This window comes from Rubrivivax gelatinosus, assembly GCF_016583785.1.
GTDB classification, from domain to species: Bacteria; Pseudomonadota; Gammaproteobacteria; order Burkholderiales; family Burkholderiaceae_C; genus Rubrivivax; species Rubrivivax gelatinosus_B.
On the sequence record NZ_NRRU01000023.1, the window covers coordinates 1 to 21291 of the forward strand.

The window sequence follows — 21291 nt, forward strand, 5'->3', positions numbered from 1 at the left end:
TGCAGCGCCCGCGCCCAGCGCTCGGCCTCGTCGGGCGGCGACGAGGTGTCCAGCAGCGTGCCGTCGGCAGCGCCCGGCGGCGCGGCGTCGGCCAGCGCCTGCGCGGTCGCGGCCAGCTCGGCCAGGGACGCGCGCAAGGCCGTGCCCTCGGTGGCCCGCGTCAGCGCCGCTTCCCACTGCGCCGCGAAGCGCTGCACCGGCAACGCCTGCGGTGTGCCGTCGACCGCCTGCTGCAGCAGCCGCAGCGGGTCGGCCAGCCCGTGCAGCAGCCGCAGCGGCCGCGGCGGCGCCGCCGCCAGCTCCAGCAGCCCGGCGCGAAGCGTCAGCAGGTGGCCCGCCAGGTTGCCGCTGTCGACGGTGGAGACGTAGGCCGGGCGCAGCGGCTGCAGCGTCTCGGTGTCGTACCAGTTCAGCCAGTGGCCGCGGTGGCGCTCCATCCGGTCCAGCGTGTCCAGCGTCGCGGCGGTGCGCTCCAGCAGTTCCGCGTCGCCGACCCAGCCGAAGTCGTGCGCCGCCAGCGTCGCCAGCAGCGACAGGCCGATGTTCGTCGGCGAGGTGCGGCGGGCCAGGCGCGCGACCGGCTGCAGCTGCACGTTGTCGGGTGGCAGGTGGTGGTCGGCCGGGCCGACGTAGGTCTCGAAGAAGGCCCAGGTCCGGCGCGCCAGCAGCCGCAGTTCCCCGCGCCCGGCATCGTCGAGCGTGTCGATGCTGGGCGGCAGCGGCAGGTCGACCCACCAGACGATGAACGGCGAGACGAACCACGCCAGCAGCAGCGGCGTCGCCAGCGGCAGCACCTCGGGCCGCCAGACGGCCAGGGCCTGATGCACGAGCACCGCCAGCAGCGGGCCCGCGGCCAGCCGCAGCGCCGCCTGCGCCAGCGCCGCCCAGGCGTCGGACGTCCGGTCGCGCCCCAGCTCCGACGACGGCTGCCACTGGAGCAGCAGCCGCCGCGAAACGTGCAGGCGCCACAGCGTGCGCGCCACGGCGTCCAGGCTGTAATGCGCCTCGTGCGGCAACACCGCCAGCGTCACCACGGCCTGCCGCAGGTGGCGCCAGGCCGACTCCGCCGCGGCACGGCCCTGCTCACCAAGGCCGGCCGGCCCAGGCCGGCGCAGCAGGTCGTTCAGCAGGCCGAGCACGGTCGGGGCGAGCAGCACCGCCAGCACCGCCGCCGTCCACAGCGCCGGCTGCGGCAGCAGCAGCCAGCCGAGCAGCAGCAAGGCGACCATCGCCGCCGCGACCAGGCTGCGGCGCAGGTTGTCGAGGATCTTCACGCGCGTCAGCAGCGACAGCGGATTGGCCACGCGCCGCGTGCGCCCGGTGCGGCCCGGGCGGGTATCGGGCACCGGCACCCACGGCAGCGCCCAGGCGGCGATCTGCCAGTCGCCGCGGATCCAGCGGTGCCGCCGCCGCGCGTCGACGTCGTAGCGCGCCGGTGGCGCCTCCGCCAGCTCGACGTCGCTCAGCAGGCCGCTGCGCGCGTAGCCGCCTTCCAGCAGGTCGTGGCTGAGCACCCGGTCGTCGGGCAGGCGGTCGCGCAGCACCGCCTCGACCGTGTCGACGTCGTAGATGCCCTTGCCGATGAACGAGCCTTCGCCGAACAGGTCCTGGTAGATGTCGCTGACCGCACCGGTGTAGGGGTCGATGCCGGGCTCGCCGCCGAACAGCCGGCCGTAGCGCGTCTGCCCGGCGCCGACGAGCGTGGTGCCCACACGCGGCTGCAGGATGCCGTAGCCGGCGACGACGCACGGAGCACCCTGGCGGCCGCCGATCCGCGGCCGGTTCAGCGGGTGCGCCATCGTCGCGACGAACTGGCGCGCCGCGTCGCGCGGCAGCTGCGTGTCGGTGTCCAGCGTCACGACATAGCGCACGCCGGGCAGGCGTGCGACATCGCCGACGACGAGCGAGAAGCAGCCGGGAGCGCCGTCGCGCAACAGCCGGTTGAGGTCGGCGAGCTTGCCGCGCTTGCGTTCGCGCCCGATCCACGCGCCTTCGCGCGGATTCCAGAGCCGCGGACGGTGCAGCAGCAGGAACGGCGCGCCGGCGTAGCGCGCATTCAGCGCCTCGATGCCGTGGCGCGCATGCGCCAGCAGCGCCTCGTCGCCGGGCAGGTGTTCTTGTGCGGCGTCGGAAAAATCGGTCAGCAGTGCGAACAGCAGCTGCGGGTCGCGGTTCGCGAGGTGGCGAACTTCGAGCGCTTCGAGCAGCGCGTCGGCCCCGGCGGCGTCTGCCAGCATCGTCGGCACGACGACCAGGGTGCGGTCCTCTGCGGGGATGCCGTCGGCGTAGTCCAGCCGCGGCAGCGCGTCGGGAGCGACGCCACGCATCGCGATCGCGTTGACGACGACGACCGCGAACTGGCTGGCCACGAACAGCAGCGCCAGCAAGGCCGCGGCGGTCCACGCGGCGCCGGCCGGCGCGAGCGCGAAACCCTGCGTCGCCAGCGCGATGACCGCGGCCATCACCACCGCCGTGACGGCGACGACGCCGCCACCGTAGGCCGCCAGCGGATGCCGCGCGAGGGCGCGGCGGGCCCGCAGGGGCCACGGCAGGCGCATCGCCACCGCGCGCTCCAGTTCGGGCCGGCCGGCGTCCCGCAGCCACCAGCCGACATGCGACTGCGGCAGTGCCGCTGCCGCGCGCGCCAGCCGCAGCGCCGCCTCGGCGACCTGCTGCTCGTCGGCATCGGCGTGGCGCGCGACACGTTCGACCTCGTGGCGGTAATGGTCGCGCGTCGCGAAGTCCATCCGGCGGTAGACGCCGGGCGGATCGGCCTGCAGCGTGCGCTCGACGACCGATTGCGCCTCGACGAAGTCGCGCCAGTCGGTGGCGTCCAGCAGCCGCAGCCCGGCGATGCTGTTGCTGACGGCCACCTGGGCCGCCGCCTGCCCCTGCGCCTCGGCCTTGACCAGGGAGTCCACCGTCGCGCCTTGTTCGGTCAGCCGCTGTTCGACCCAGTTCAGCGCCAGAGCGAGCGCCGGGGCGCCGCCGTGCACCCGACGCGAGAGCTCGGCGACGAATGGCGGTGTCAGCGGCGGCCGCGAGCGCGCCATGTCGGCCACGACGAGGATCAGGTCGCCCGGTTCGCGCCGGGCGACCTCGGTCAGGCGGTCGACCCAGCGGCCGGCGGTCTCGCGCTCGAGCAGGCTGCGCGCGACGCCGGCCGCGACGCGGCGGAGGTTCTCGATCAAGGCCAGCCGCAGCATGATCGGCACCGCCCACAGCTCGCCGAGCTGCAGCGGCTGCACCGTCTGGTAGGACGAGACGAAGCGCATCAGGACGCCGCGGTCCAGGCGCCCGTCGGTGTGCGCGACGGCCAGCAGCGTCAGCGCGTAGACGCGCGGCAGGCCCTGGTGCGGACCGTCGATCAGGCGCGGCAGCTCGCGGCTGTAGCCGGGCGGGAGATGACGTCGTGCAGTGAGGATCTCCTCGCCGATCAGGTACCAGTTGTCGAGCAGCCACTCGCCAGCCGGCGTCGCGCGCTGCGCGGCATCGGCGCGGCCGCTCAGCAAGGCGCAGGTCTGCGCCAGCGCAGCCTCGTTGTCGGCAAGCCGGTCAAGCAGTTCGTCCCGGCCGCGCGAGGTCGCGACGCGGTGTTCCGACGCCAGGCGCAGGCCGAGTTGCTCCATCTCGTCGGCTGTCAGCAGCTCGGCGCGCAGGGGCGCGTCGTCACCCGCCATCGACCCTGGGGCCGCCTGCGCGAGCCACGGGTGCCCCGGCCTCCGCCAGCCGGCGGCTCGCCAGCGTGCGAACGGAGTCTTCGGTGTCGTCATCGGATGCGCCGATACAGCAATCGGCGCTCCCGGCCTGCGCGCGGGCCGAGCGCACGGCGCTCGGACTGTGGGGGCACTCCGACTGCCGGTCACGGCCGCCTAAAGCCGATCACGCGACACGCTAGGCCGGCTGCTGGGTCGGGGGGGCTGGCAGTTGCCCGCCTACCAGCGGAGCGCGCTCGACGGTGGTACCCGGTCAGCGGCGACTTCCGCCGTGTCCCAGCCTCAATCCAGGCCGGCTCGTTGTCTCACCAGCTGACCCTGAGCGTCGCAGCGGGAATCACAGCAAACGCCAGTTTCCAGCGCCTGTCGCCGGGATGGCCGGCGTTGTCGATCGGTGTCGAGGGAAGAGGCGGCTGGCAGCCGTTTGGTCCCCCGAAGTAACCGCAGGAAAAAGAAAAGGCCCCGCAGGGCCTTGATTCTTAACGCGATTTTTGGGGTGGCTGATGGGACTCGAACCCACGACGACCAGAATCACAATCTGGGACTCTACCAACTGAGCTACAGCCACCGCAGCAAAGAAATGGGAGTATAGCGCGAACGCGCGCGGTTCAAGGCGTTGCCGACTTGGCCGCAGCGGAAACCGCGGCTTCCTTGATCTCGGCCTTGGTGCGGCGCTTGAGCGCGTCCAGGTAGGCCAGCGCCTCGGCGGTGGCCCAGGTCTGGGCGAGCTGCTGCTGCAGCATCGAGTCGGTCGCGGCCTCGGCCTCGCGCGGCAGCACCTGGGTGATGCGGGCGACCGCATAACCCTGGGCACCGAGGTCGACGCCGACGACGGCCGGCAGCTTCTTCGCGTCGGCCTTGAGCACCGCTTCGAGCAGCGGACGCGGCAGCCCCAGCGGTTGCGCACGCGACACCGTCAGCACGATCGGCAGGTTTTCGTTCGGCGCCTTCTTCAACGCTTCCACGCGCTTGGCGCCCTCGGCACGTGCCAGCGCCGCGGCCTTGTCGCCGATCACGGCTTCGCGCACGCGCTCGCGCACCTCGGCCAGCGGCAGCGTGCGCGCCGGCGTGTGGCTGACGATGCGAGCCGAAGCGAGCTGGCTCGGGCCGATTTCGACGGCGTCGGTGTTGCGCTTGTTGCGCACCGCGTCGTCGCCGAACACGGCCTCCAGCAGCTTGGCCGAGGCCAGCGCGCCGCTGGCGCCTTGCGCCGGCTGGCGCAGCACGGTGGCGGTCTGCTTGCTCAGCTTGAGCTTGTCGACCACCGGCTGCAGGCTGTCGGACTGTTCGTAGACGGTGTTCGTGAAGGTCTCGGCGGCTTCGGCGTAGCGGCGCTGCGCGAGCGAGCGGCGCACTTCCTGCTCGACCTCGGCACGCACCGACTCGAAGGCCTTCTTCTGGCCGCCGCGAATGCCGGTGAGCGTGATGATGTGATAGCCGAAATCGGTCTCGACCAGGTTGCTGATCTCGCCCGGCTTCATCGCGTAGACCGCGTCCTCGAAGGCCTTGGTCATCATGCCGCGGCCGAAGAAGTCGAGGTCGCCGCCGCGCCCGGCAGAACCCGGGTCCTGCGAGTTCTTGCGCGCGATCTCGGCGAACGAGGTCGGCGAGCGGCGCACGTCGGCCAGCAACTGCTCGGCGCGCGCCTTGGCGGCCTTCTTGTCGTCGGCCGAGGCAGAGGCGTCGACCTTCACCAGGATGTGACTCGCGCGGCGCTCCTCGGCCTGCGTGTAGCGGCTCGCGTTCTCGTCGTAGTAGCGGCGCAGGTCCTCCTCGGGCACGGCGACGTCCTTGGCGAGAGCAGCCAGGTCGAGCACGACGTATTCGATCTTCGCCTGCTCGGGCGCGCGGAAATCGGCCGCGTGCGCCTCGTAGTAGGCCTGCAGGTCGGCGTCGGCCGGCGTGACCTGGGCGCGGTAGGCATTGGCGTCGAAGCGCTGGATCTGCACCGCGCGCCGCTGCAGCAGCGCGTCGAGCGAGGTTGCAGCCACCGCCGGCGGCGTGAACGAGGACTGGGCGACGGCGCCCAGCACCTGCTGCATGCCGAACTCCTGGCGCAGCTGCTGCTCGAAGCCCTGCACGCTCAGGCCCTGCGCGGCGAGCAGTTCGCGGTTGACGCTGCCGTCGGGGTTGCGAAGGCTCGCGAACTGCGGGTCGGTGAGGAACAGGCGCTGCAGCCGCTCGTCGTCGGGCACCAGGTGGAACTGGCGCGCGGTGGCGATCAGCACGCGGTCGCGCACCAGGCCTTCGAGCGTGTCGCGGCGCATCTCGGGAGACTCCAGCGTCTTGGCGTCGATCTCCGGGCGCTGGCGGCGCAGCCGCTCGATGTTGGTGCGGTGGGTGTTCTCCCACTCGTCGCGGCTGATGGACTGGCCGTCGACCGCAGCCACCGTGACGGCCCCGCCCTCGGTGAAGCGCGAGTAGCCCTGGATCCCGAAGAAGATGAACGACGGGAAGATCAGCAACACCATGATGCCCAGCATCAGGCGCGAGTGGGTGCGAACGAAATCGAACATCGGTGTGTGGGGATTCGGGGGGCCTGGGCGGGCGGAAAGCAGGCCCTGAAGCGAAAGAAGGCGAACCAGGGTTCGCCTTCCGGGTGGGGCTCAGCGCCGCGGCATTCTATGCCGCTGCGCGAGCCGTTCTGTGGTGGGTGCTGACGGGTTCGAACCGCCGACCTGCGCCGTGTAAAGGCGACGCTCTACCGACTGAGCTAAGCACCCGGTTGAAGTCAGACCAGCTGGTCCTTCAGGGCCTTGCCGGGACGGAACTTCGGCACCTTGGCCGCCTTGACCTCGATGGCCTCGCCGGTGCGCGGGTTGCGGCCGGTGCGCGCGGCGCGCTCCGAGACCTCGAAGGTGCCGAAACCGGCGATCGCGACGCTGTCGCCGTTCTTCAGTGCGGTCTGCACGCCGTCGAAGAGCGCTTCGAGCGCACGCGTCGCCGACGCCTTGGACAGGTCCGCCTGCTGGGCGATGTGGGCGATCAGGTCCGTCTTGTTCACGTACTGTTTTCCTCTTGTGTGGATGGTCTCGTGGCCCGCCGCCTCGTGGGCGCTGGCGGGCAGCCGAACGTGGAATTATCGGTCAGCCGCGACCGGCGCCGCCAAGCGCCGATTCGCGGCGCGGTCTTCAGCGCACCTTGGCACGGATCTCGGGGATCGCGCGCTGCAGGTAGTAGACCATCGACCAGACGGTCAGCACCGCGGCCACCCACATCAGCCACGAGCCCCAGACCCGCGTGTCCAGGCCGAAGATGCGGCCGTCGTAGAGCAGGAAGGGGATGGCGACCATCTGCGCCGTGGTCTTGAGCTTGCCGAGCATGTGCACCGCGACACTGCGCGCGGCGCCGATCTGCGCCATCCATTCGCGCAGCGCCGAGATCGCGATCTCGCGGCCGATGATGATCAGCGCGACGAAGACGTCGGCGCGGCCCAGGTGCACCAGGATCAGCAGCGAGGCGCAGACCAGGAACTTGTCGGCCACCGGGTCGAGAAAGGCGCCGAAGGCCGAGGTCTGGTTGAGCTTGCGCGCCAGGAAGCCATCGAGCCAGTCGGTGAGCGCGAAGAAGACGAACATCACGGTCGCCGTCAGATTGCGCGTGCCCCACTCGAGCGGCAGGTAGTACACGCCAATGATCAGCGGAATCGCGACGATGCGCGCCCAGGTCAGCAGCGTGGGAACCGTGAAGAACATCGGCCGATTGTGCCGGAGCGGCCAAAGCCCCGGCTTTGCCTGCTTCAGCCCTCGCGCCTGACGCCTTCCGGCGGCCTGCGTCCCGCCTCAGCCCTCGCGCGTGAAATCGCGTTCGGGCCTTCGGCTGGCGCCTGACGCCTTCCGGCGTCCTGCGTCCCGCCTCAGCCCTCGCGCGTGCAATCGCGCTCCGGCCTTCGGCTGGCGCGTGAGGCCTCAGTCATCGAGCGTGCGCGGCTTGAAGCGGCGCTCGTCGTCGAACAGGAAGACTTCGACGAACTTCCAGGGCCGCGGCAGCTTCGAGACGTCGCCGAAGGGCGCGGCGCGGCGCACGGCGTCGATCGCGAGCTGGGTCGTGTCCTTGGCCTGGCTGGGCACGCGCATCACGCGCACCTGGCGCACGTTGCCGTCGTGTTCGAGCTCGATCTCGAGCACCGGGATCGCCAGCAGCGGCTCGGGCACCGGCCCCAGGTAGCTGCGCTCCGGGTTGGCCTCGACCAGGCGCTCGGCGGCGCGGCGCCGGTACTCGTCCCAGTCGCGTGCCGGCGGCAGCGGCGTCGCCTGCGACGGCGTCACAGCGCCCGGCGGCAGCGTCGGGGTCGGGGCCGGCGGCTTGGTGCCGCAGCCGGTGATGGCCGCGCTCGCGGCGGCGACGGCGGCAGCCAGCCACCGCCTCGGTTCAGTGAAGCGCACGGTAGATCTCCTCCGCGAGTTCGTGCGAGATGCCGTCGACGCCGGCCAGCTCTTCGACGCTGGCCGCGGCGACACCGCGCACGCCCCCGAAACGTTGCAGCAGCCGCGCCCGCTTGCGCGGGCCGACGCCAGGTATGTCCTCGAGCTTGCTGCCGCCGGTGCGCACGCTGGCGCGGCGCGCGCGCATGCCGGTGATCGCGAAGCGGTGCGCCTCGTCGCGGATCTGCGCGACCAGCATCAGCGCCGCCGAGTCGTGCCCGAGGTACACCTTGTCGCGCCCATCGGCGAACACCAGTTCCTCCAGCCCGACCTTGCGCCCTTCGCCCTTCTCGACGCCGACGATCACCGACAGCGGCAGGCCGAGCTCGGTGAAGACCTCGCGCGCCATCGACACCTGGCCGCGGCCGCCGTCGACCAGCACCAGGTCGGGCAGGCGCGCCGCGCCCTTCTTCGCCGGCGCGGGCTCGGCGGCCTCGGCGGCGCCGTCCTGCGCGTCCTGGCGCCGGGCTTCGGCCAGGCGGGCGTAGCGCCGCGTCAGAACCTGGCGCATCGCGGCGTAGTCGTCGCCGCCGGTCACGCCCTCGATGTTGTAGCGCCGGTACTGCGCGCTCTGCATCGCGTGGCTCTCGTAGACGACGCAGGAGGCCTGGGTCGCTTCGCCGGCGGTGTGGCTGATGTCGAAACACTCGACACGCAGGCCGTCGGGGTCCAGATCCAGGTCCAGGGCCTCGACGAGCGCACGCGTGCGTTCGCGCTGCGAACCTTCTTCGGCCAGCAGCCGCGCCAGCGCCAGCTCGGCGCCCTTCTCGGCCATCTCGAGCCAGATGCGTTTCTGTTCGCGCGGCTGCTGCGTCGCGCGCACGCGCACGCCGGAGGCTTCGGCCAGCGTGTCGATCAGCTCCTCGCTCACCGGGTGGCTGACGACGAGCTGCGGCGGCACCGCCTGGCCGAGGTAGTGCTGGGTGATGAAGGCTTCGAGCACCGCGGTTTCGGCCAGCGGCGCGTCGGCACGTTCGTCGGCTTCGGCGGCGCTGAGCGCGGCACCGTCGTCGACGTGGCTCGGGAAGTAGGCGCGGTCGCCCAGGTGGCGGCTGCCGCGCACCATCGCCAGGTTGACGCAGGCGCGGCCGCCGGCCACTCGCACCGCGAGGATGTCGACGTCCTTGTCGCCGGTCGACAGGCTGCTGGGCTCCATCGACTGCTGGTGCAGCACACGCGACAGCGAGCCGATGCGGTCGCGCACCGCGGCCGCCTTCTCGAACTCCAGCGCATCGGCCAGGCTCATCATCTGCGACTGCAGGTCGGCGATGACCTCCTGCTGCCCGCCGAGCAGGAAACGCTCGGCGTCGTGCACGTCGCGGCTGTAGTCGTCCTTGGACACCAGGCCGACGCAGGGGCCGGAGCAGCGCTGGATCTGGTAGAGCAGGCAGGGCCGCGAGCGGTTGGCGAACACCGTGTCCTCGCAGGTGCGCAGCCGGAACACCTTCTGGATCAGCTGGATCGTCTCCTTGACGGCCCAGGCGTTCGGGTAGGGCCCGAAGTAGCGGTGCTTGCGGTCGACCGCGCCGCGGAAGTAGGCCACGCGCGCGCAGCTGGAAGCCGACAAGGCCCCTGGCCCGTCGGCGGAGCGCGTGCCGGTGATTTTCAGGTATGGATAACTCTTGTCGTCCCGGAACAGGATGTTGAACTTCGGGTTCAACGTCTTGATCAGGTTGTTCTCGAGCAGCAGCGCCTCGGCCTCGGTGCGCACCACCGTCGTTTCCAGCCGGGCGACGCGCGCGACCATCGCGCCGATGCGTGTGCCGCCGTGGTCCTTCTGGAAGTAGCTCGAGACGCGCTTCTTCAGGTTGCGCGCCTTGCCGACGTAGAGCACGCCGCCGGCGGCGTCGAAATAGCGGTAGACACCCGGCAGCCCGGGCAGCGCGGCGACCTCGGCGAGCAGGCGCTCGCGCTCGGCCGCGGCCGGTTGCGGCGCGGGGGCGGGAGTGGCGTCGGTCACGGGCGCGGCGTCGGTCATGGCGGGCCGTATTGTCCCCGCTGCCGATAATCGCCCGGATGCGAGCCTGGACCTGGGACGTCTTCTGCCGCGTCATCGACAACTTCGGCGACGTCGGCGTGTGCTGGCGCCTGGCGCGTGACCTGGCCGCGCGCGGCGAACGCGTGCGCCTGTGGATGGACGACGCCTCGGCGCTGCGCTGGATGGCGCCGGCGGGCTGCACCGGCGTCGAGGTCGGCGCTTTCGACGCCGCGGGCGAACCCGGCGACGCCGTCGTCGAAGCCTTCGCCTGCGACCCGCCGCCGGCCTTCGTCGAGCGCATGGCGGCGCGGCGGCCGGTCTGGATCAACCTCGAGTACCTGAGCGCCGAAGCCTGGGTAGAACGGGCGCACGCCCTGCCCTCGCCGCAGCGCAACGGCCTGACGAAGTGGTTCTTTCACCCCGGTTTCAGCGCCGCCACCGGCGGCCTGCTGCGCGAGCCCGGGCTGCTGGCCGAACGTGCCGGCTTCGAACGCGACGCCTGGCTCGCCGCGCTGGGCGCCGCGCGGCGGCCGGGCGAACGTGTGGTCTCGCTGTTCTGCTACGACAACCCGGCGATCCCGCAGCTGCTGCAGGCGCTCGCCGCCGAGCCGACGCTGCTGCTGCTGACGCCCGGCCACGCCCAGCGCCAGGTCGGCGCCGTGCCGCCCGGCGTGCGCCCTTTCGCCCTGCCCTGGCTGGACCAGCCGGGTTTCGACCGCCTGCTCTGGGCCTCGGACCTGAACTTCGTGCGCGGCGAGGACTCGCTGGTACGTGCGATCTGGGCCGGTGCGCCCTTCGTCTGGCAGATCTACCCGCAGCACGACGGCGTGCACGCCGACAAGCTGGACGCGCTGCTGCAGCGCCTGCCGCCGCTGCCGGGGCTGGCGGCGTTCTGGCGCGGCTGGAACGGCCTGGGCCCGTGGGCGCCGCTGCCGCCGCTGGACGCCTGGCGCGCCGTGGCCGCGGCGTTCCGCGATGAACAGGCCGCGAGGCTTGATCTGACAGGCAGCTTGTGGCAGTTCGCACGGGCCAGGGCCGGCCCCGAGTGCTAGAATCAAGGGCTTTGCACCGCACGGGCGCGCTCAGGCTCCCGGCATCCCGTCTTTTTTTACCGGCTCAAGAGCGCTGCTCGCCGGGGACCCAAACCAGCCGCGGGGGCAAGCCCCGCTCGACGCCATGAAAATCGCTCAGGAAATCCGCGCCGGCAACGTCATCATGCAGGGCAAGGACCCGATGGTCGTGCTGAAGACCGAATACAGCCGCGGCGGCCGCAATGCCGCCACCGTGCGCCTGAAGATGAAGAACCTGCTCAACGGCGGCGGGGCTGAAGTCGTCTTCAAGGCCGACGACAAGATGGACCAGATCATCCTCGACAAGAAGGAGTGCACGTACACCTACTTCGCCGACCCGATGTACGTGTTCATGGACGAGGAATACAACCAGTTCGAGGTCGAGGCCGAGAACATGGGCGACGCCATCAGCTACCTAGAAGACGGCATGAAGGTCGAAGTCGTCTTCTACGACGGCAAGGCGATCTCGGTCGAACTGCCGACCACCGTCGTGCGCGAGCTGATCACCGAGCCGGCCGTCAAGGGCGACACCTCGGGCAAGGTCATGAAGCCTGCCAAGCTGGTCGGCACCGGTTTCGAGATCGCCGTGCCGCTGTTCGTCGAGAACGGCGACCGGGTCGAAATCGACACCCGCACGCACGAGTACCGCAAGCGCGTCTAAAGCGCGCTGCGCGCTGGCACCGAGGGCACCGCGAGGTGCCCTTTGTCATTGCTGGGGCATCATCGGCGTTCATGTCCTTCGATTTCGACGCGGCGGTCACGGCGCCGTTTCGCATGCAGCCCGGGCTGCGGCGCCTGGCGCCCGGCGCGCGCCAGCTGAGCCCGCTGGCGCCGGGCTCGCGCCACCAGCGCGAGAAGCTGGCGGTGCTCTCGGCCTTCGCCGGCGACGCGCTGCTGCAGCGCCCCGGCTTCGATGCCGGGCCGGCGCTGCAGGCCTTGTGCGCACACGCCGCCGCCGAACACCCGACCGCCTTCGCCTGGGACGGCGTGCGCGCGCAGGCGCTGCTGGCGGGCGTGGCCGTCGCCGGCGCCGAGGTTCAGCGCCTGGGCCGCAGCCGCAGCGGCGACGCCGTACAGCGCTGCCTGCAGCAGCTGCCGCCGCCGTGGCGCCTGGCCGGGCTGCTGGCGCTGGCTTTCGCCGAGGACTTCGCCATCGTCGACGGCAGCGACGGCAGCCTGCCCTGGCTCGCCGTCGCCTTGCCCTCGAACTGGGCGCCCGAGGACAAGGTCGGCCGCAGCTTCGCCGCCGCGCACGCGCCGGTGGCCGACAACCGGCTGCTGCTCGGCGCCGCCGACGCGCTGACGGCACTCGTCACCGACGGCGGCGCGCGCGAACGTTTCGTCTGGAACGTCAGCCCGCACCCGCGGCTGCACGCGCACCCGCGCCGCGTCGACGGCGCCGGCTGGGCGCTGACCCCGGTCGAACGCGCCTGGTGGCGCACCGAACGCCAGACCTTCCTGCCGGTGCCGGGCGAGCGCCAGGCGGTGTTCACGATCGAAGTGCAGGTGCAGCCGCTGGCCGAGGTGCTGCTGGTGCCCGGCCGTGCGGCACGGCTGCACGCGGCGCTCGCCTCGATGAGCCCATCGGTGCTGGCCTACCGCGGCCTGGCGCCGGTGCACGACAGCCTGCTGGCCTGGCTGGCCGCACGCCGATGAAGACCGAACCCGTCGTCCCGGCGAACATCGCCTTCGACGCCGCCGGTCAGGCACACGCGCCGGACTTCGGCGACTGCTACCACCCGCCGATCGGCGCCTTCGAGCAGGCGCAGCACGTGTTCCTCGGCGGCAACGGCCTGCCCGGGCGCTGGGCCGGGCGCGGCCGCTTCGTCGTGCTCGAGACCGGCTTCGGCCTGGGCAACAACTTCCTCGCGACCTGGGCCGCCTGGCGCGACGACCCGGCGCGCTGCGAACGCCTGGTCTTCGTCAGCCTGGAACGCCACCCGCCGCGGCGCGCCGACCTCGAGGCCGCCCACCGCGGCTCGCAGCGGCCCGAGCTGGCGGCGGCGCTGCTCGCCGCCTGGCCGGCGGCGATGCCCAACCTGCACCCGCTGGCTTTCGACGGCGGCCGCGTGCAGCTGCTGCTGGGTTTCGGCGACGCCGCCGCGCTGCTGCCCGAGCTGCACCTGAGCGCCGACGCGATCTACCTCGACGGTTTTGCGCCGGTGTGCAACCCGGCGATGTGGCAGCCGCGGCTGTTCCAGGCGCTGGGGCGGCTGTGCCGGCCTGGCAGCACGGCCGCGACCTGGAGCGTCGCGCGCCCGGTGCGCGACGGGCTCGCCGCCGCCGGGTTCGATGTCCAGCGCGTGCCCGGCATCGGCGGCAAACGCGAGATCAGCGTCGCACGCTGGGCGCCGCGCTTCGTGCCGCCGGCGCCGCCGCGCGACGCCGCTGCCGTGCCGCAGGCGCGCACGGCGATCGTCGTCGGCGCCGGCCTGGCCGGTGCCGCGGTGGCGCAAGCGCTGGCGGCGGAAGGCCTGGACGTCACCGTGCTGGAACGCCACGCGCGCCCGGCGGCCGAGACCTCGGGCAACCCGGCCGGCATCTTCCACGGCACGGTGCACGCCGACGACGGCCCGCACGCGCGCCTGCTGCGCGCCGGCGCACTGCTCGCCGCACGCGACTACGGCGCGCTGTTCGAAGCCGGCCAGGTGCCCGGCTCGGCGCGCGGCTTGCTGCGCCTGGACCCGGGGCCGGTCGAGGCGATGCGGGCGCTGGCGGCGCGCCAGCGGCTGCCCGCCGACTGGGTGCGGCCGCTGGACGCCGCCGAAACCGCCGGGCTGGCCGGCGTGGACCCGGGCTCACCAGCCTGGCTGTATCCGGGGGGCGGCTGGTGTTCGCCGCCGAAACTGGCGGCGCACTGGCTGGCGCTGCCGGGTGTGCGTTTCGTCGGCGGGGTGACGGTCGAGCGGGTCGATCGCGCGGGCGCCGACTGGTGCGTTTTCGACGCGGCCGGCACGCTGCTCGCCCAGGCACCGGTGCTGGTGCTGGCGACCGCGAGCGAGGCCAAGCGCCTGGCCGCGCCCTGGCTGCCGGGCGGCGGCTGGCCGCTGCGGCGCGTGCGCGGCCAGGTCAGCGCCTGGACCGGGCCGCGCACGCCGCTGCAGCTGCCGCTGGCCGGCGGCGGCTACGCGCTGCCCGGGCCGGACGGTGGCGTCGTCTTCGGCGCCACCAGCCAGGCCGGCGACGAAGACACGGCGCTGCGCGAAAGCGACCACGCCGACAACCTGGCGAAGCTGGCGCGGCTGACGGGGCTGGTGCCGCCGGCCGATGCACTCGCCTGGCCGGGTCGTGTCGGCTGGCGCCTGGTGGCCGAGGACAAGCTGCCGATCATCGGTGCGCTGCCCGCTGCGGTGCCCGAACATCGCGCCGAACAACCGCGGCGCTGGCCGCGCCACGCCGGCCTGTTCGTCTGCACCGCACTCGGCAGCCGTGGGCTGACGCTGGCACCGCTGGCGGGCCGCCTGGTCGCGGCGATGGCCACCGGCGCGCCCTGGCCGCTGGAGCAGGACCTGGCCGACGCCGTCGACCCGGCGCGCTGGCTGGCGCGTGCACGCCGGCTGGGCCGCGGCTGACGCGGACACCGAAAAACGCCGCAACCGCGGCTGCCTGGCAGTCGCGGTTGCGGTGAAGAGAGAAAGAGTGGTCTGAAACGCTGAACCGGCGACCTTCAGGCCGCCGGTTCTTCGCCCGCAGCCGGTGCGGGCGCGCCCGGAACCGGTGCAGCATCGGGCGCCTGGTTGTCCTGGGCGTAACCACCCTGATCCGAACCCGGGCTGGACTTGCGGGACGCCTGCTTATCTTCCTTCTTGCGCTTCTTCGCGAGTTCGCGCTGACGCTTTTCGAAGGCGTAATTGGGTTTGGCCACGGGTGATCCTCTGTATGACGGTTGAACCCATTATCGGCGACGTCGCACCGACTCGGGCACCACCTTGGGGAAGCTCAGAACTGCAGCGTGCGCACGCCGGCGGCCGTGCCCAGCAGGCACAGGCTGGCCTTGTGGCGGGCGAAGATGCCGACGGTGACGACACCCGGCCACTGGTTGATTTCGGTCTCCAGCGCCAGCGGGTCGGTGATCTTCAAACCGCGCACGTCCAGGATGGGCTGGCCGTTGTCGGTGATCACGCCCGGGCGCAGCGTCGCCGTCGCGCCCAGCTTCTCGAAGCGGCGCACGATCTGCGGCGCCGCCATCGGGATCACCTCCACCGGCAGCGGGAAACGCCCCAGCGTGTCGACCAGCTTGCTCTCGTCGGCGATGCAGACGAAACGCTCGGCCAGGTCGGCGACGATCTTCTCGCGCGTCAGCGCCGCACCGCCGCCCTTGATCATGTAGCCGTGGTGGTCGATCTCGTCGGCGCCGTCGACGTAGACCGGCAGCGGCGCGCTCAGCTCGGCGGCCTCGATGACCGGGATGCCGTGGCGGCGCAGGCGTTCGCTGCTCTGCACCGAGCTCGACACCGCGCCGGCGATGCGGTCCTTGATCGCGGCGAGCGCGTCGATGAAGTGGTTGACCGTCGATCCCGTGCCCACGCCGACCAGCGCGCCCGGGACGAGGTGCTCGATCGCCGCGCGGGCGACCAGGGCCTTGAGTTCGTCCTGTGTCATGGCGCGATTATCCCCGGGGGCCGTTTGCGACAATCGCCGCCCATGTCCCTGCTGCCCTACGGCCTGGCCCGCCGCTTTCTCTTCGGCCTGGATCCTGAAACCGCCCACGACCTGACGATCTCCGGCCTGGCCCGGCTGCAGGATTCCCCGGCGCGCTGCCTCTGGAGCGAGGCGCGCGTCGACGACCCGGTGACCGTCGCCGGCCTGCGTTTCCCGAACCGCGTCGGCCTGGCCGCCGGGCTGGACAAGAACGGCCGCTGCATCGACGCGCTGGGCGCGATGGGCTTCGGCGCGATCGAGGTCGGCACCGTGACGCCGAAACCGCAGCCGGGCAACCCGAAGCCGCGCATGTTCCGCCTGCCCGAGGCCGGCGCGCTGATCAACCGCATGGGCTTCAACAACGAGGGCCTGGCGGCTTTCGTCGCCAACGTGCAGCGCGCCAAACGTTTTCGCGCCGGCGGCGGCATCCTGGGGCTGAACATCGGCAAGAACGCGGCGACGCCGATCGAGAACGCGGTCGACGACTACCTGATCGGCCTGGACGGCGTCTACCCGCACGCCGACTACGTCGCGGTCAACATCTCCAGCCCGAACACCAAGAACCTGCGCGCGCTGCAGAGCGACGAGGCGCTGGACGCACTGCTGGGCGCAATCGCGGCGCGGCGCGATCAACTCGCCGCCGCGCAGCACAAACGGGTGCCGGTGTTCCTGAAGATCGCGCCCGACCTGGACGCGGCCCAGGTCGAGGTCATCGCCGCGACGCTGCGCCGCCACGGCCTGGACGGCGTCATCGCGACCAACACGACGATCGCCCGCGACGCGGTGCAGGGGCTGGCGCACGCCGACGAAGCCGGCGGCCTGTCGGGCCGGCCGGTGTTCGAAGCCAGCAACCGCGTGATCCGCCAGCTGCGCGCGGCGCTGGGCGCGGGCTTCCCGATCATCGGTGTCGGCGGCGTGATGAGCGCGGCCGACGCGCGCGCCAAACTCGACGCCGGCGCCGACCTGGTGCAGATCTACACCGGGCTGATCTACCACGGCCCGGCGCTGGTGGCCGACGCGGCGCGTGCGCTGGCGCGGCGCTGAGCCGCAAGAGGCGGGAGCAAACAGGCCGCCCGCGACGGGGCGGACGGCCTAGAACACGTCGAGCAGCGGCAGCCGGCCGCGGCCGGCAAGCGCGTCCCAGGCGACGCAGGCGACACCCAGGTCGCCGGTCCACAGCGACGGGCGGCCGTGGCCGTGGCGCGTGCGGGCGGTCTCGACCTGGGCCAGCGCATGCGCCACCAGCGCGCGGGCACGGTCCAGCCAGACCGCGTCGCCGCAACGCTGCCAGAGCTTCAGCAACGCCAGCGCGTTGCCGGCCGTGCCGTGGCAGACGCTGGGGCCCTTGTTCAGCGGGCCGGCGCGCCAGGTCGTCTCGCCGGCGGCCAGCAGCAGTTCGTCCCAGGCCGGCGTGCGCGGCGCGTCGGCCAGGCGTGCCAGGATGCCGGCGGCACCGTGGCAGTCCTGCACCAGCGGCAAGCGGCCGGCGACACGCGCGGCGTCGATCATCGGGTGCCAGTTCCAGGCGCCGCCCTCGCCGCGCAGCGCGGTCGCGGCCAGCGTCGTGTACGCGGCGTCGACCAGCGGCGCGAGGAGTTCGGGCGCCACCAGCCGGCGCGCGCGCAGCGCCAGGTAGACGTTGCCGGCGAGACCATGTCCTGCCCCCAGCCAGCGTGTCCGCCGGCCGTACAGGTCCTGCTCCCAGACCGGCGTGCCGGACTCGGGGTCTGTGATCAGCGTCTGCTGCAGCCGGCGCAGCGCGGCTTCGAGCAGCGAGCGCCAGCGCGCATCGCCCTGCTGCTCGGCCAGGTGCACGGCGGCGACAGCGCTGCCGGGAAAACTCCACAGCGGCTCCAGCGACGGGTGTTCGAGCTGCGCCGTCAGCAGCGCCTGCAGCCGGTCGAGTGCCGCCGGCTCGCGCCGCGCCTGCCAGCGCAGCAGCTCCAGCCCGGTGTCGCCCATGAAGAAGGAGCCGCGGTCGGCTGCCGCCAGCGCAGCCGCGTTGCGTTCGACGATGCCGTCGAGCAGCGTGTCGAATGCCGGCACGGCGGCTATCGCGCCTTCGTGCGCCAGGTGGCGCAGCGCCCAGATCACGCCGCCGGCGCCGTCGTAGAGACGGTGGCGGTGCTCGCCGGGGGCTTTGGGGTCGTCCTGCGGGTGCACCGGCCAGCCGTCGGCGTCGACGCTGGCGAGGGTGTCGGCGGCGATGCGCCGCACGGCGGCACGCGCCGCGGCTTCGTCCCAGGCGGCGGCCAGTGGCTCGTGGCGGGCGGGGTCGAGGATCTGCATCCTCGGGTTTTTACTGCAGCGGCACGCCGGTCTTGGCCTGCAGCTCGTCGCGCGTGACGCCGGGCGCCATCTGCACCACCTTCAGCCCGTGCGGCGTGACGTCGAGCACCGCCAGGTCGGTGATGATGCGGTCGACGACGCCGACGCCGGTCAGCGGCAGCGTGCAGTGCGGCAGGATCTTCTGCTCCCAGGAGCCGTCCTTCTTGCGCGCGACGTGCTCCATCAGCACGACGACGCTGCGCACGCCGGCCACCAGGTCCATCGCGCCGCCCATGCCCTTGACCATCTTGCCGGGGATCATCCAGTTGGCCAGGTCGCCGGTGGCGCTGACCTGCATCGCGCCCAGGATGGACAGGTTGATCTTGCCGCCGCGGATCATGCCGAAGCTCTCGTGGCTGCCGAAGATGCTGGAGCCGGGGATCGTCGTCACCGTCTGCTTGCCGGCGTTGATCAGGTCGGCGTCGACCTCGTCTGCGGTCGGGAACGGGCCGATGCCGAGCATGCCGTTTTCGCTCTGCAGCCAGACCTCGATGTCCGGCGGCACGAAGTTGGCCACCAGCGTCGGCAGGCCGATGCCGAGGTTGACGTAGAAGCCGTCCTGCAGTTCCTGGGCGGCGCGCGCCGCCATCTCGTCGTGGGTCCAGGCCATGTCGGGCTCCTTGTCGCTCAGGCGGTCTGCTCGCGGATCGTGCGCTTCTCGATGCGCTTTTCCGGGTGCGGGTTGTGCACCACGCGGTGCACGTAGATGCCGGGCAGGTGCACCTCGTCGGGGTCGAAGCTGCCGACCGGCACGATCTCCTCGACTTCGACGACGCTGATGCGCCCGGCCATGATCACCGCCGGGTTGAAGTTGCGCGCGGTGCGGCGGAAGACGAGGTTGCCGCTGGTGTCGGCCTTCCAGGCCTTGCCGAGCGCGACGTCGGGCACCAGCGCACGCTCCATCACGTAGAGCTTGCCGTCGAACTCGCGTGTCTCCTTGCCTTCGGCGACCAGGGTGCCGACGCCGGTGCGCGTGAAGAAGGCCGGGATGCCAGCGCCGCCGGCGCGCAGCTTCTCGGCCAGCGTGCCCTGGGGCGTGAACTCCAGCTCCAGCTCGCCGGCCAGGAACTGGCGCTCGAACTCCTTGTTCTCGCCGACGTAGCTCGAGATCATCTTGCGGATCTGGCGCGTCTCCAGCAGCTGGCCCAGGCCGAAGCCGTCGACGCCGGCGTTGTTCGAGATCACCGTCAGGTCCCGGGCGCCGCTGTCGCGCAGCGCGGCGATCAGCGCCTCGGGGATGCCGCAGAGGCCGAAACCGCCGACGGCCAGCAGCTGGCCGTCGTGCACGATGCCGGCGAGCGCGGCCTGCGCACTCGGGTAGAGCTTCTTCATCGGGTTGCCTCTCGCAGGTCGGGGGGAGCCGGCGCGCAGCGTACTACGTAAGGTCTTAAGTAGTCGTTACGTAGAATTGACTACGGAGCAGCCCGCAGAGCATGACGCCGCCGACCGATCCCCTGGACTACCGCAGCGCCTTCGAGCTGGCGCCTATCGGCCTGGTGATCAGCCGTGAGCGCGTGATGCAGGACTGCAATGCCGAGATGCTGGCGATCTTCGGCGCCGTGCGCGAGCAGATCGTCGGCCAGTCCTTCGAGGTGCTGTACCCGACGCCGGCCGAGTTCGAACGCACCGGCGAGCGCATCGTCGAGATGCTCGACGAACACGGCCGCTACGCCGACGACCGCATCATGAAGCGCGCCAGCGGCGAACTCTTCTGGTGCCACGTCTCGGGCCACGCGCTGGACGCACGTGCGCCGCACGCCGCCGGCGTCTGGTCATTCGAGGACCTGTCGGCGCGGCGTGTGCTGAAGGTCGACTTCACGCCACGCGAACGCGAGATCGCCGCGCTCGTGATCGAAGGCCACACCAGCAAGGAAATCGGCCGCCGGCTGGCGATCAGCCCGCGTACCGTCGACGTCTACCGGGCGCGGCTGATGCGCAAGACCGGCGCGTCGACGACACCCGAACTCGTCAACAAGCTGCTCCGCGGCTGAGAAAGGATGCTCCCGTGATCGTCGTCCACCATCTGGAGAACTCGCGCTCGCAGCGTGTGCTGTGGCTGCTCGAGGAGCTGGGCCTGCCTTACGAGGTCAAACGCTACGAACGCGACCGGCAGACGATGCTGGCGCCGCCGGAGTTGAAGCGGGTGCACCCGCTGGGCAAGTCGCCGGTGATCGTCGACCGCGACATCACCGTCGCCGAGACCGGCGCCATCGTCGAGTACCTGCTCGACACCTACGACAGCGACGGCCGCCTGCGCCCGCCGGCCGGCAGCGAAGCGCGGCGGCGCTTCACCTACTGGCTGCATTTCGCCGAAGGCAGCGCGATGCCGCCGCTGCTGATGAAGCTGGTCTTCGACAAGGTGCGCAGTGCGCCGGTGCCCTTCTTCATCAAGCCCATCGTCAAGGGCATCGCCGACAAGGTGACCGGCAGCTTCATCGCGCCGAACATCGCGGCGCAGCAGGCCTTCATGGAAGCCGAGCTGTCGGCCCGGCCCTGGTTCGCTGGCGAAGGCTTCAGCGCCGCCGACGTGATGATGAGCTTCCCGCTCGAAGCCGCCGCGGCACGCGCCGGACTGGACGCACGCTTCCCGAAGCTGCAGGACTGGTTGAAGCGTGTGCACGCGCGGCCGGCCTACGGCCGCGCGCTGGAGCGGGGCGGGCCGTATTCGATCATCGGTTGACGCCGCAGCGGGGTCTCAGCCGAACAGCGCCCTCACCGCCTCCGGCAGCGGCACCGCCTTCTTCGCTGCGTAGTCGGTCCACACCGTCTTCGCGCCACCTTCGGCGTAGACCACGCCGGGCTCGCCGACACGCTCCATCACGACGTAGGTGTCGAAGCTCGTGCGCCCCGGGTTGGCGATGTAGTGGCGCGCCAGCACCTCGCCGGGAAACTCGAGCTGGCGCACGAAGTTGCAGAAGGCGTTGACGATCACAGGGCCGGTACCGTGGCTCGGATGTGCCGGCCCGCCGATGCGGTACAGCCACTCCAGCCGCGTGATCTCGAGATAGCGGAAATAGACGGTGTTGTTGACATGGCCCATCGCGTCCATGTCGCCCCAGCGGATCGGGATCACCGTCTCGTGGGTCAGCGTCTTGTGTTCGGGCAGGGTGAAGCGCATGGCGTGCGGCGAGTCG

General features: G+C 71.8%; 18 protein-coding genes, 2 tRNA genes and 1 pseudogene. 7 read left to right on the top strand and 14 right to left on the bottom strand.

Translation table 11 applies throughout. The features are described 5' to 3' along the window. The 8 genes and pseudogenes from CKO43_RS07960 to uvrC all read right to left on the bottom strand — a co-directional run. Nucleotides 1-3680, bottom strand: a pseudogene (locus CKO43_RS07960) (cyclic beta 1-2 glucan synthetase); the annotation flags it as partial. A 528-nt stretch (nucleotides 3681-4208) separates the two neighbouring features. Continuing rightward, nucleotides 4209-4284: transfer RNA gene (locus tag CKO43_RS07965), tRNA-His, on the bottom strand. A 40-nt stretch (nucleotides 4285-4324) separates the two neighbouring features. After that, nucleotides 4325-6232 carry a SurA N-terminal domain-containing protein gene (locus CKO43_RS07970; RefSeq protein ID WP_200378340.1) on the bottom strand — a complete coding sequence of 636 codons (1908 nt, stop codon included), beginning with the start codon at nucleotides 6230-6232 and terminating at the stop codon, nucleotides 4325-4327. A 131-nt stretch (nucleotides 6233-6363) separates the two neighbouring features. Then, nucleotides 6364-6439 (bottom strand) — tRNA-Val (locus tag CKO43_RS07975). Nucleotides 6440-6447: 8 nt separating this feature from the next. Next, nucleotides 6448-6720 (bottom strand): HU family DNA-binding protein, encoded by a 273-nt coding sequence (locus CKO43_RS07980; RefSeq protein ID WP_200227536.1) that lies wholly within the window; start codon nucleotides 6718-6720, stop codon nucleotides 6448-6450. Between the two features lie 127 nt (nucleotides 6721-6847). Further along, entirely contained in the window at nucleotides 6848-7411 is a 564-nt protein-coding gene (gene pgsA, locus CKO43_RS07985) for a CDP-diacylglycerol--glycerol-3-phosphate 3-phosphatidyltransferase (protein WP_200227538.1), read from the bottom strand. A 213-nt stretch (nucleotides 7412-7624) separates the two neighbouring features. Then, the gene (locus CKO43_RS07990) at nucleotides 7625-8101 is read right to left on the bottom strand and encodes a hypothetical protein (RefSeq protein ID WP_200378341.1); all 477 of its coding nucleotides are present in this window, start codon (nucleotides 8099-8101) and stop codon (nucleotides 7625-7627) included. After that, a complete protein-coding gene (uvrC, locus tag CKO43_RS07995; RefSeq protein WP_242477871.1) occupies nucleotides 8088-10118 on the bottom strand; it encodes an excinuclease ABC subunit UvrC in 2031 nt (676 codons plus the stop codon). Before uvrC ends, CKO43_RS07990 begins: the two co-directional genes overlap by 14 nt. A 38-nt stretch (nucleotides 10119-10156) precedes the next feature. Here uvrC and earP point away from each other — a divergent pair, with 38 nt between their 5' ends. From earP to mnmC, 4 genes are all read left to right on the top strand, one after another. Beyond that, on the top strand, nucleotides 10157-11170 hold the full coding sequence (gene earP, locus CKO43_RS08000; protein WP_200378342.1) for an elongation factor P maturation arginine rhamnosyltransferase EarP: 1014 nt from the start codon (nucleotides 10157-10159) through the stop codon (nucleotides 11168-11170). Between the two features lie 124 nt (nucleotides 11171-11294). Continuing rightward, nucleotides 11295-11849 carry an elongation factor P gene (efp, locus tag CKO43_RS08005; protein ID WP_200227543.1) on the top strand — a complete coding sequence of 185 codons (555 nt, stop codon included), beginning with the start codon at nucleotides 11295-11297 and terminating at the stop codon, nucleotides 11847-11849. Between the two features lie 71 nt (nucleotides 11850-11920). Further along, nucleotides 11921-12844 carry a heme-dependent oxidative N-demethylase subunit alpha family protein gene (locus CKO43_RS08010; RefSeq protein ID WP_200378343.1) on the top strand — a complete coding sequence of 308 codons (924 nt, stop codon included), beginning with the start codon at nucleotides 11921-11923 and terminating at the stop codon, nucleotides 12842-12844. Next, nucleotides 12841-14760, top strand: a complete 1920-nt coding sequence (gene mnmC, locus CKO43_RS08015) for an FAD-dependent 5-carboxymethylaminomethyl-2-thiouridine(34) oxidoreductase MnmC (protein WP_200378344.1) — start codon at nucleotides 12841-12843, stop codon at nucleotides 14758-14760. Before CKO43_RS08010 ends, mnmC begins: the two co-directional genes overlap by 4 nt. 95 nt (nucleotides 14761-14855) lie before the next feature. Here the strand turns inward: mnmC and CKO43_RS08020 are convergent, their stop codons facing one another. Beyond that, on the bottom strand, nucleotides 14856-15053 hold the full coding sequence (locus tag CKO43_RS08020) for a hypothetical protein (RefSeq protein WP_200378345.1): 198 nt from the start codon (nucleotides 15051-15053) through the stop codon (nucleotides 14856-14858). Between the two features lie 74 nt (nucleotides 15054-15127). Continuing rightward, complete coding sequence (rpiA, locus tag CKO43_RS08025; protein ID WP_200227550.1) at nucleotides 15128-15790, bottom strand: ribose-5-phosphate isomerase RpiA; 663 nt, start codon at nucleotides 15788-15790, stop codon at nucleotides 15128-15130. A 42-nt stretch (nucleotides 15791-15832) separates the two neighbouring features. On the opposite strand from rpiA, the gene CKO43_RS08030 reads away from it, so the two are divergent. Then, entirely contained in the window at nucleotides 15833-16873 is a 1041-nt protein-coding gene (locus CKO43_RS08030; RefSeq protein WP_200378346.1) for a quinone-dependent dihydroorotate dehydrogenase, read from the top strand. A gap of 48 nt (nucleotides 16874-16921) precedes the next feature. Here the strand turns inward: CKO43_RS08030 and CKO43_RS08035 are convergent, their stop codons facing one another. From CKO43_RS08035 to CKO43_RS08045, 3 genes are read right to left on the bottom strand one after another with little or no spacing between them, the layout of a single operon-like run. Further along, nucleotides 16922-18118 carry a lanthionine synthetase C family protein gene (locus CKO43_RS08035; protein ID WP_200378347.1) on the bottom strand — a complete coding sequence of 399 codons (1197 nt, stop codon included), beginning with the start codon at nucleotides 18116-18118 and terminating at the stop codon, nucleotides 16922-16924. Nucleotides 18119-18128: 10 nt separating this feature from the next. Further along, nucleotides 18129-18767 (bottom strand): 3-oxoacid CoA-transferase subunit B, encoded by a 639-nt coding sequence (locus tag CKO43_RS08040; RefSeq protein ID WP_200378348.1) that lies wholly within the window; start codon nucleotides 18765-18767, stop codon nucleotides 18129-18131. A gap of 17 nt (nucleotides 18768-18784) precedes the next feature. After that, complete coding sequence (locus CKO43_RS08045) at nucleotides 18785-19489, bottom strand: CoA transferase subunit A (protein ID WP_200378349.1); 705 nt, start codon at nucleotides 19487-19489, stop codon at nucleotides 18785-18787. Between the two features lie 101 nt (nucleotides 19490-19590). On the opposite strand from CKO43_RS08045, the gene CKO43_RS08050 reads away from it, so the two are divergent. Both CKO43_RS08050 and CKO43_RS08055 read left to right on the top strand, forming a co-directional pair. Next, complete coding sequence (locus CKO43_RS08050) at nucleotides 19591-20148, top strand: PAS and helix-turn-helix domain-containing protein (RefSeq protein WP_200378350.1); 558 nt, start codon at nucleotides 19591-19593, stop codon at nucleotides 20146-20148. 14 nt (nucleotides 20149-20162) lie between these two features. Further along, entirely contained in the window at nucleotides 20163-20837 is a 675-nt protein-coding gene (locus tag CKO43_RS08055) for a glutathione S-transferase N-terminal domain-containing protein (protein ID WP_200378351.1), read from the top strand. Between the two features lie 15 nt (nucleotides 20838-20852). Here the strand turns inward: CKO43_RS08055 and CKO43_RS08060 are convergent, their stop codons facing one another. Further along, the gene (locus tag CKO43_RS08060; RefSeq protein ID WP_200227562.1) at nucleotides 20853-21275 is read right to left on the bottom strand and encodes an acyl-CoA thioesterase; all 423 of its coding nucleotides are present in this window, start codon (nucleotides 21273-21275) and stop codon (nucleotides 20853-20855) included. Between the last annotated feature and the right edge of the window lie 16 nt (nucleotides 21276-21291).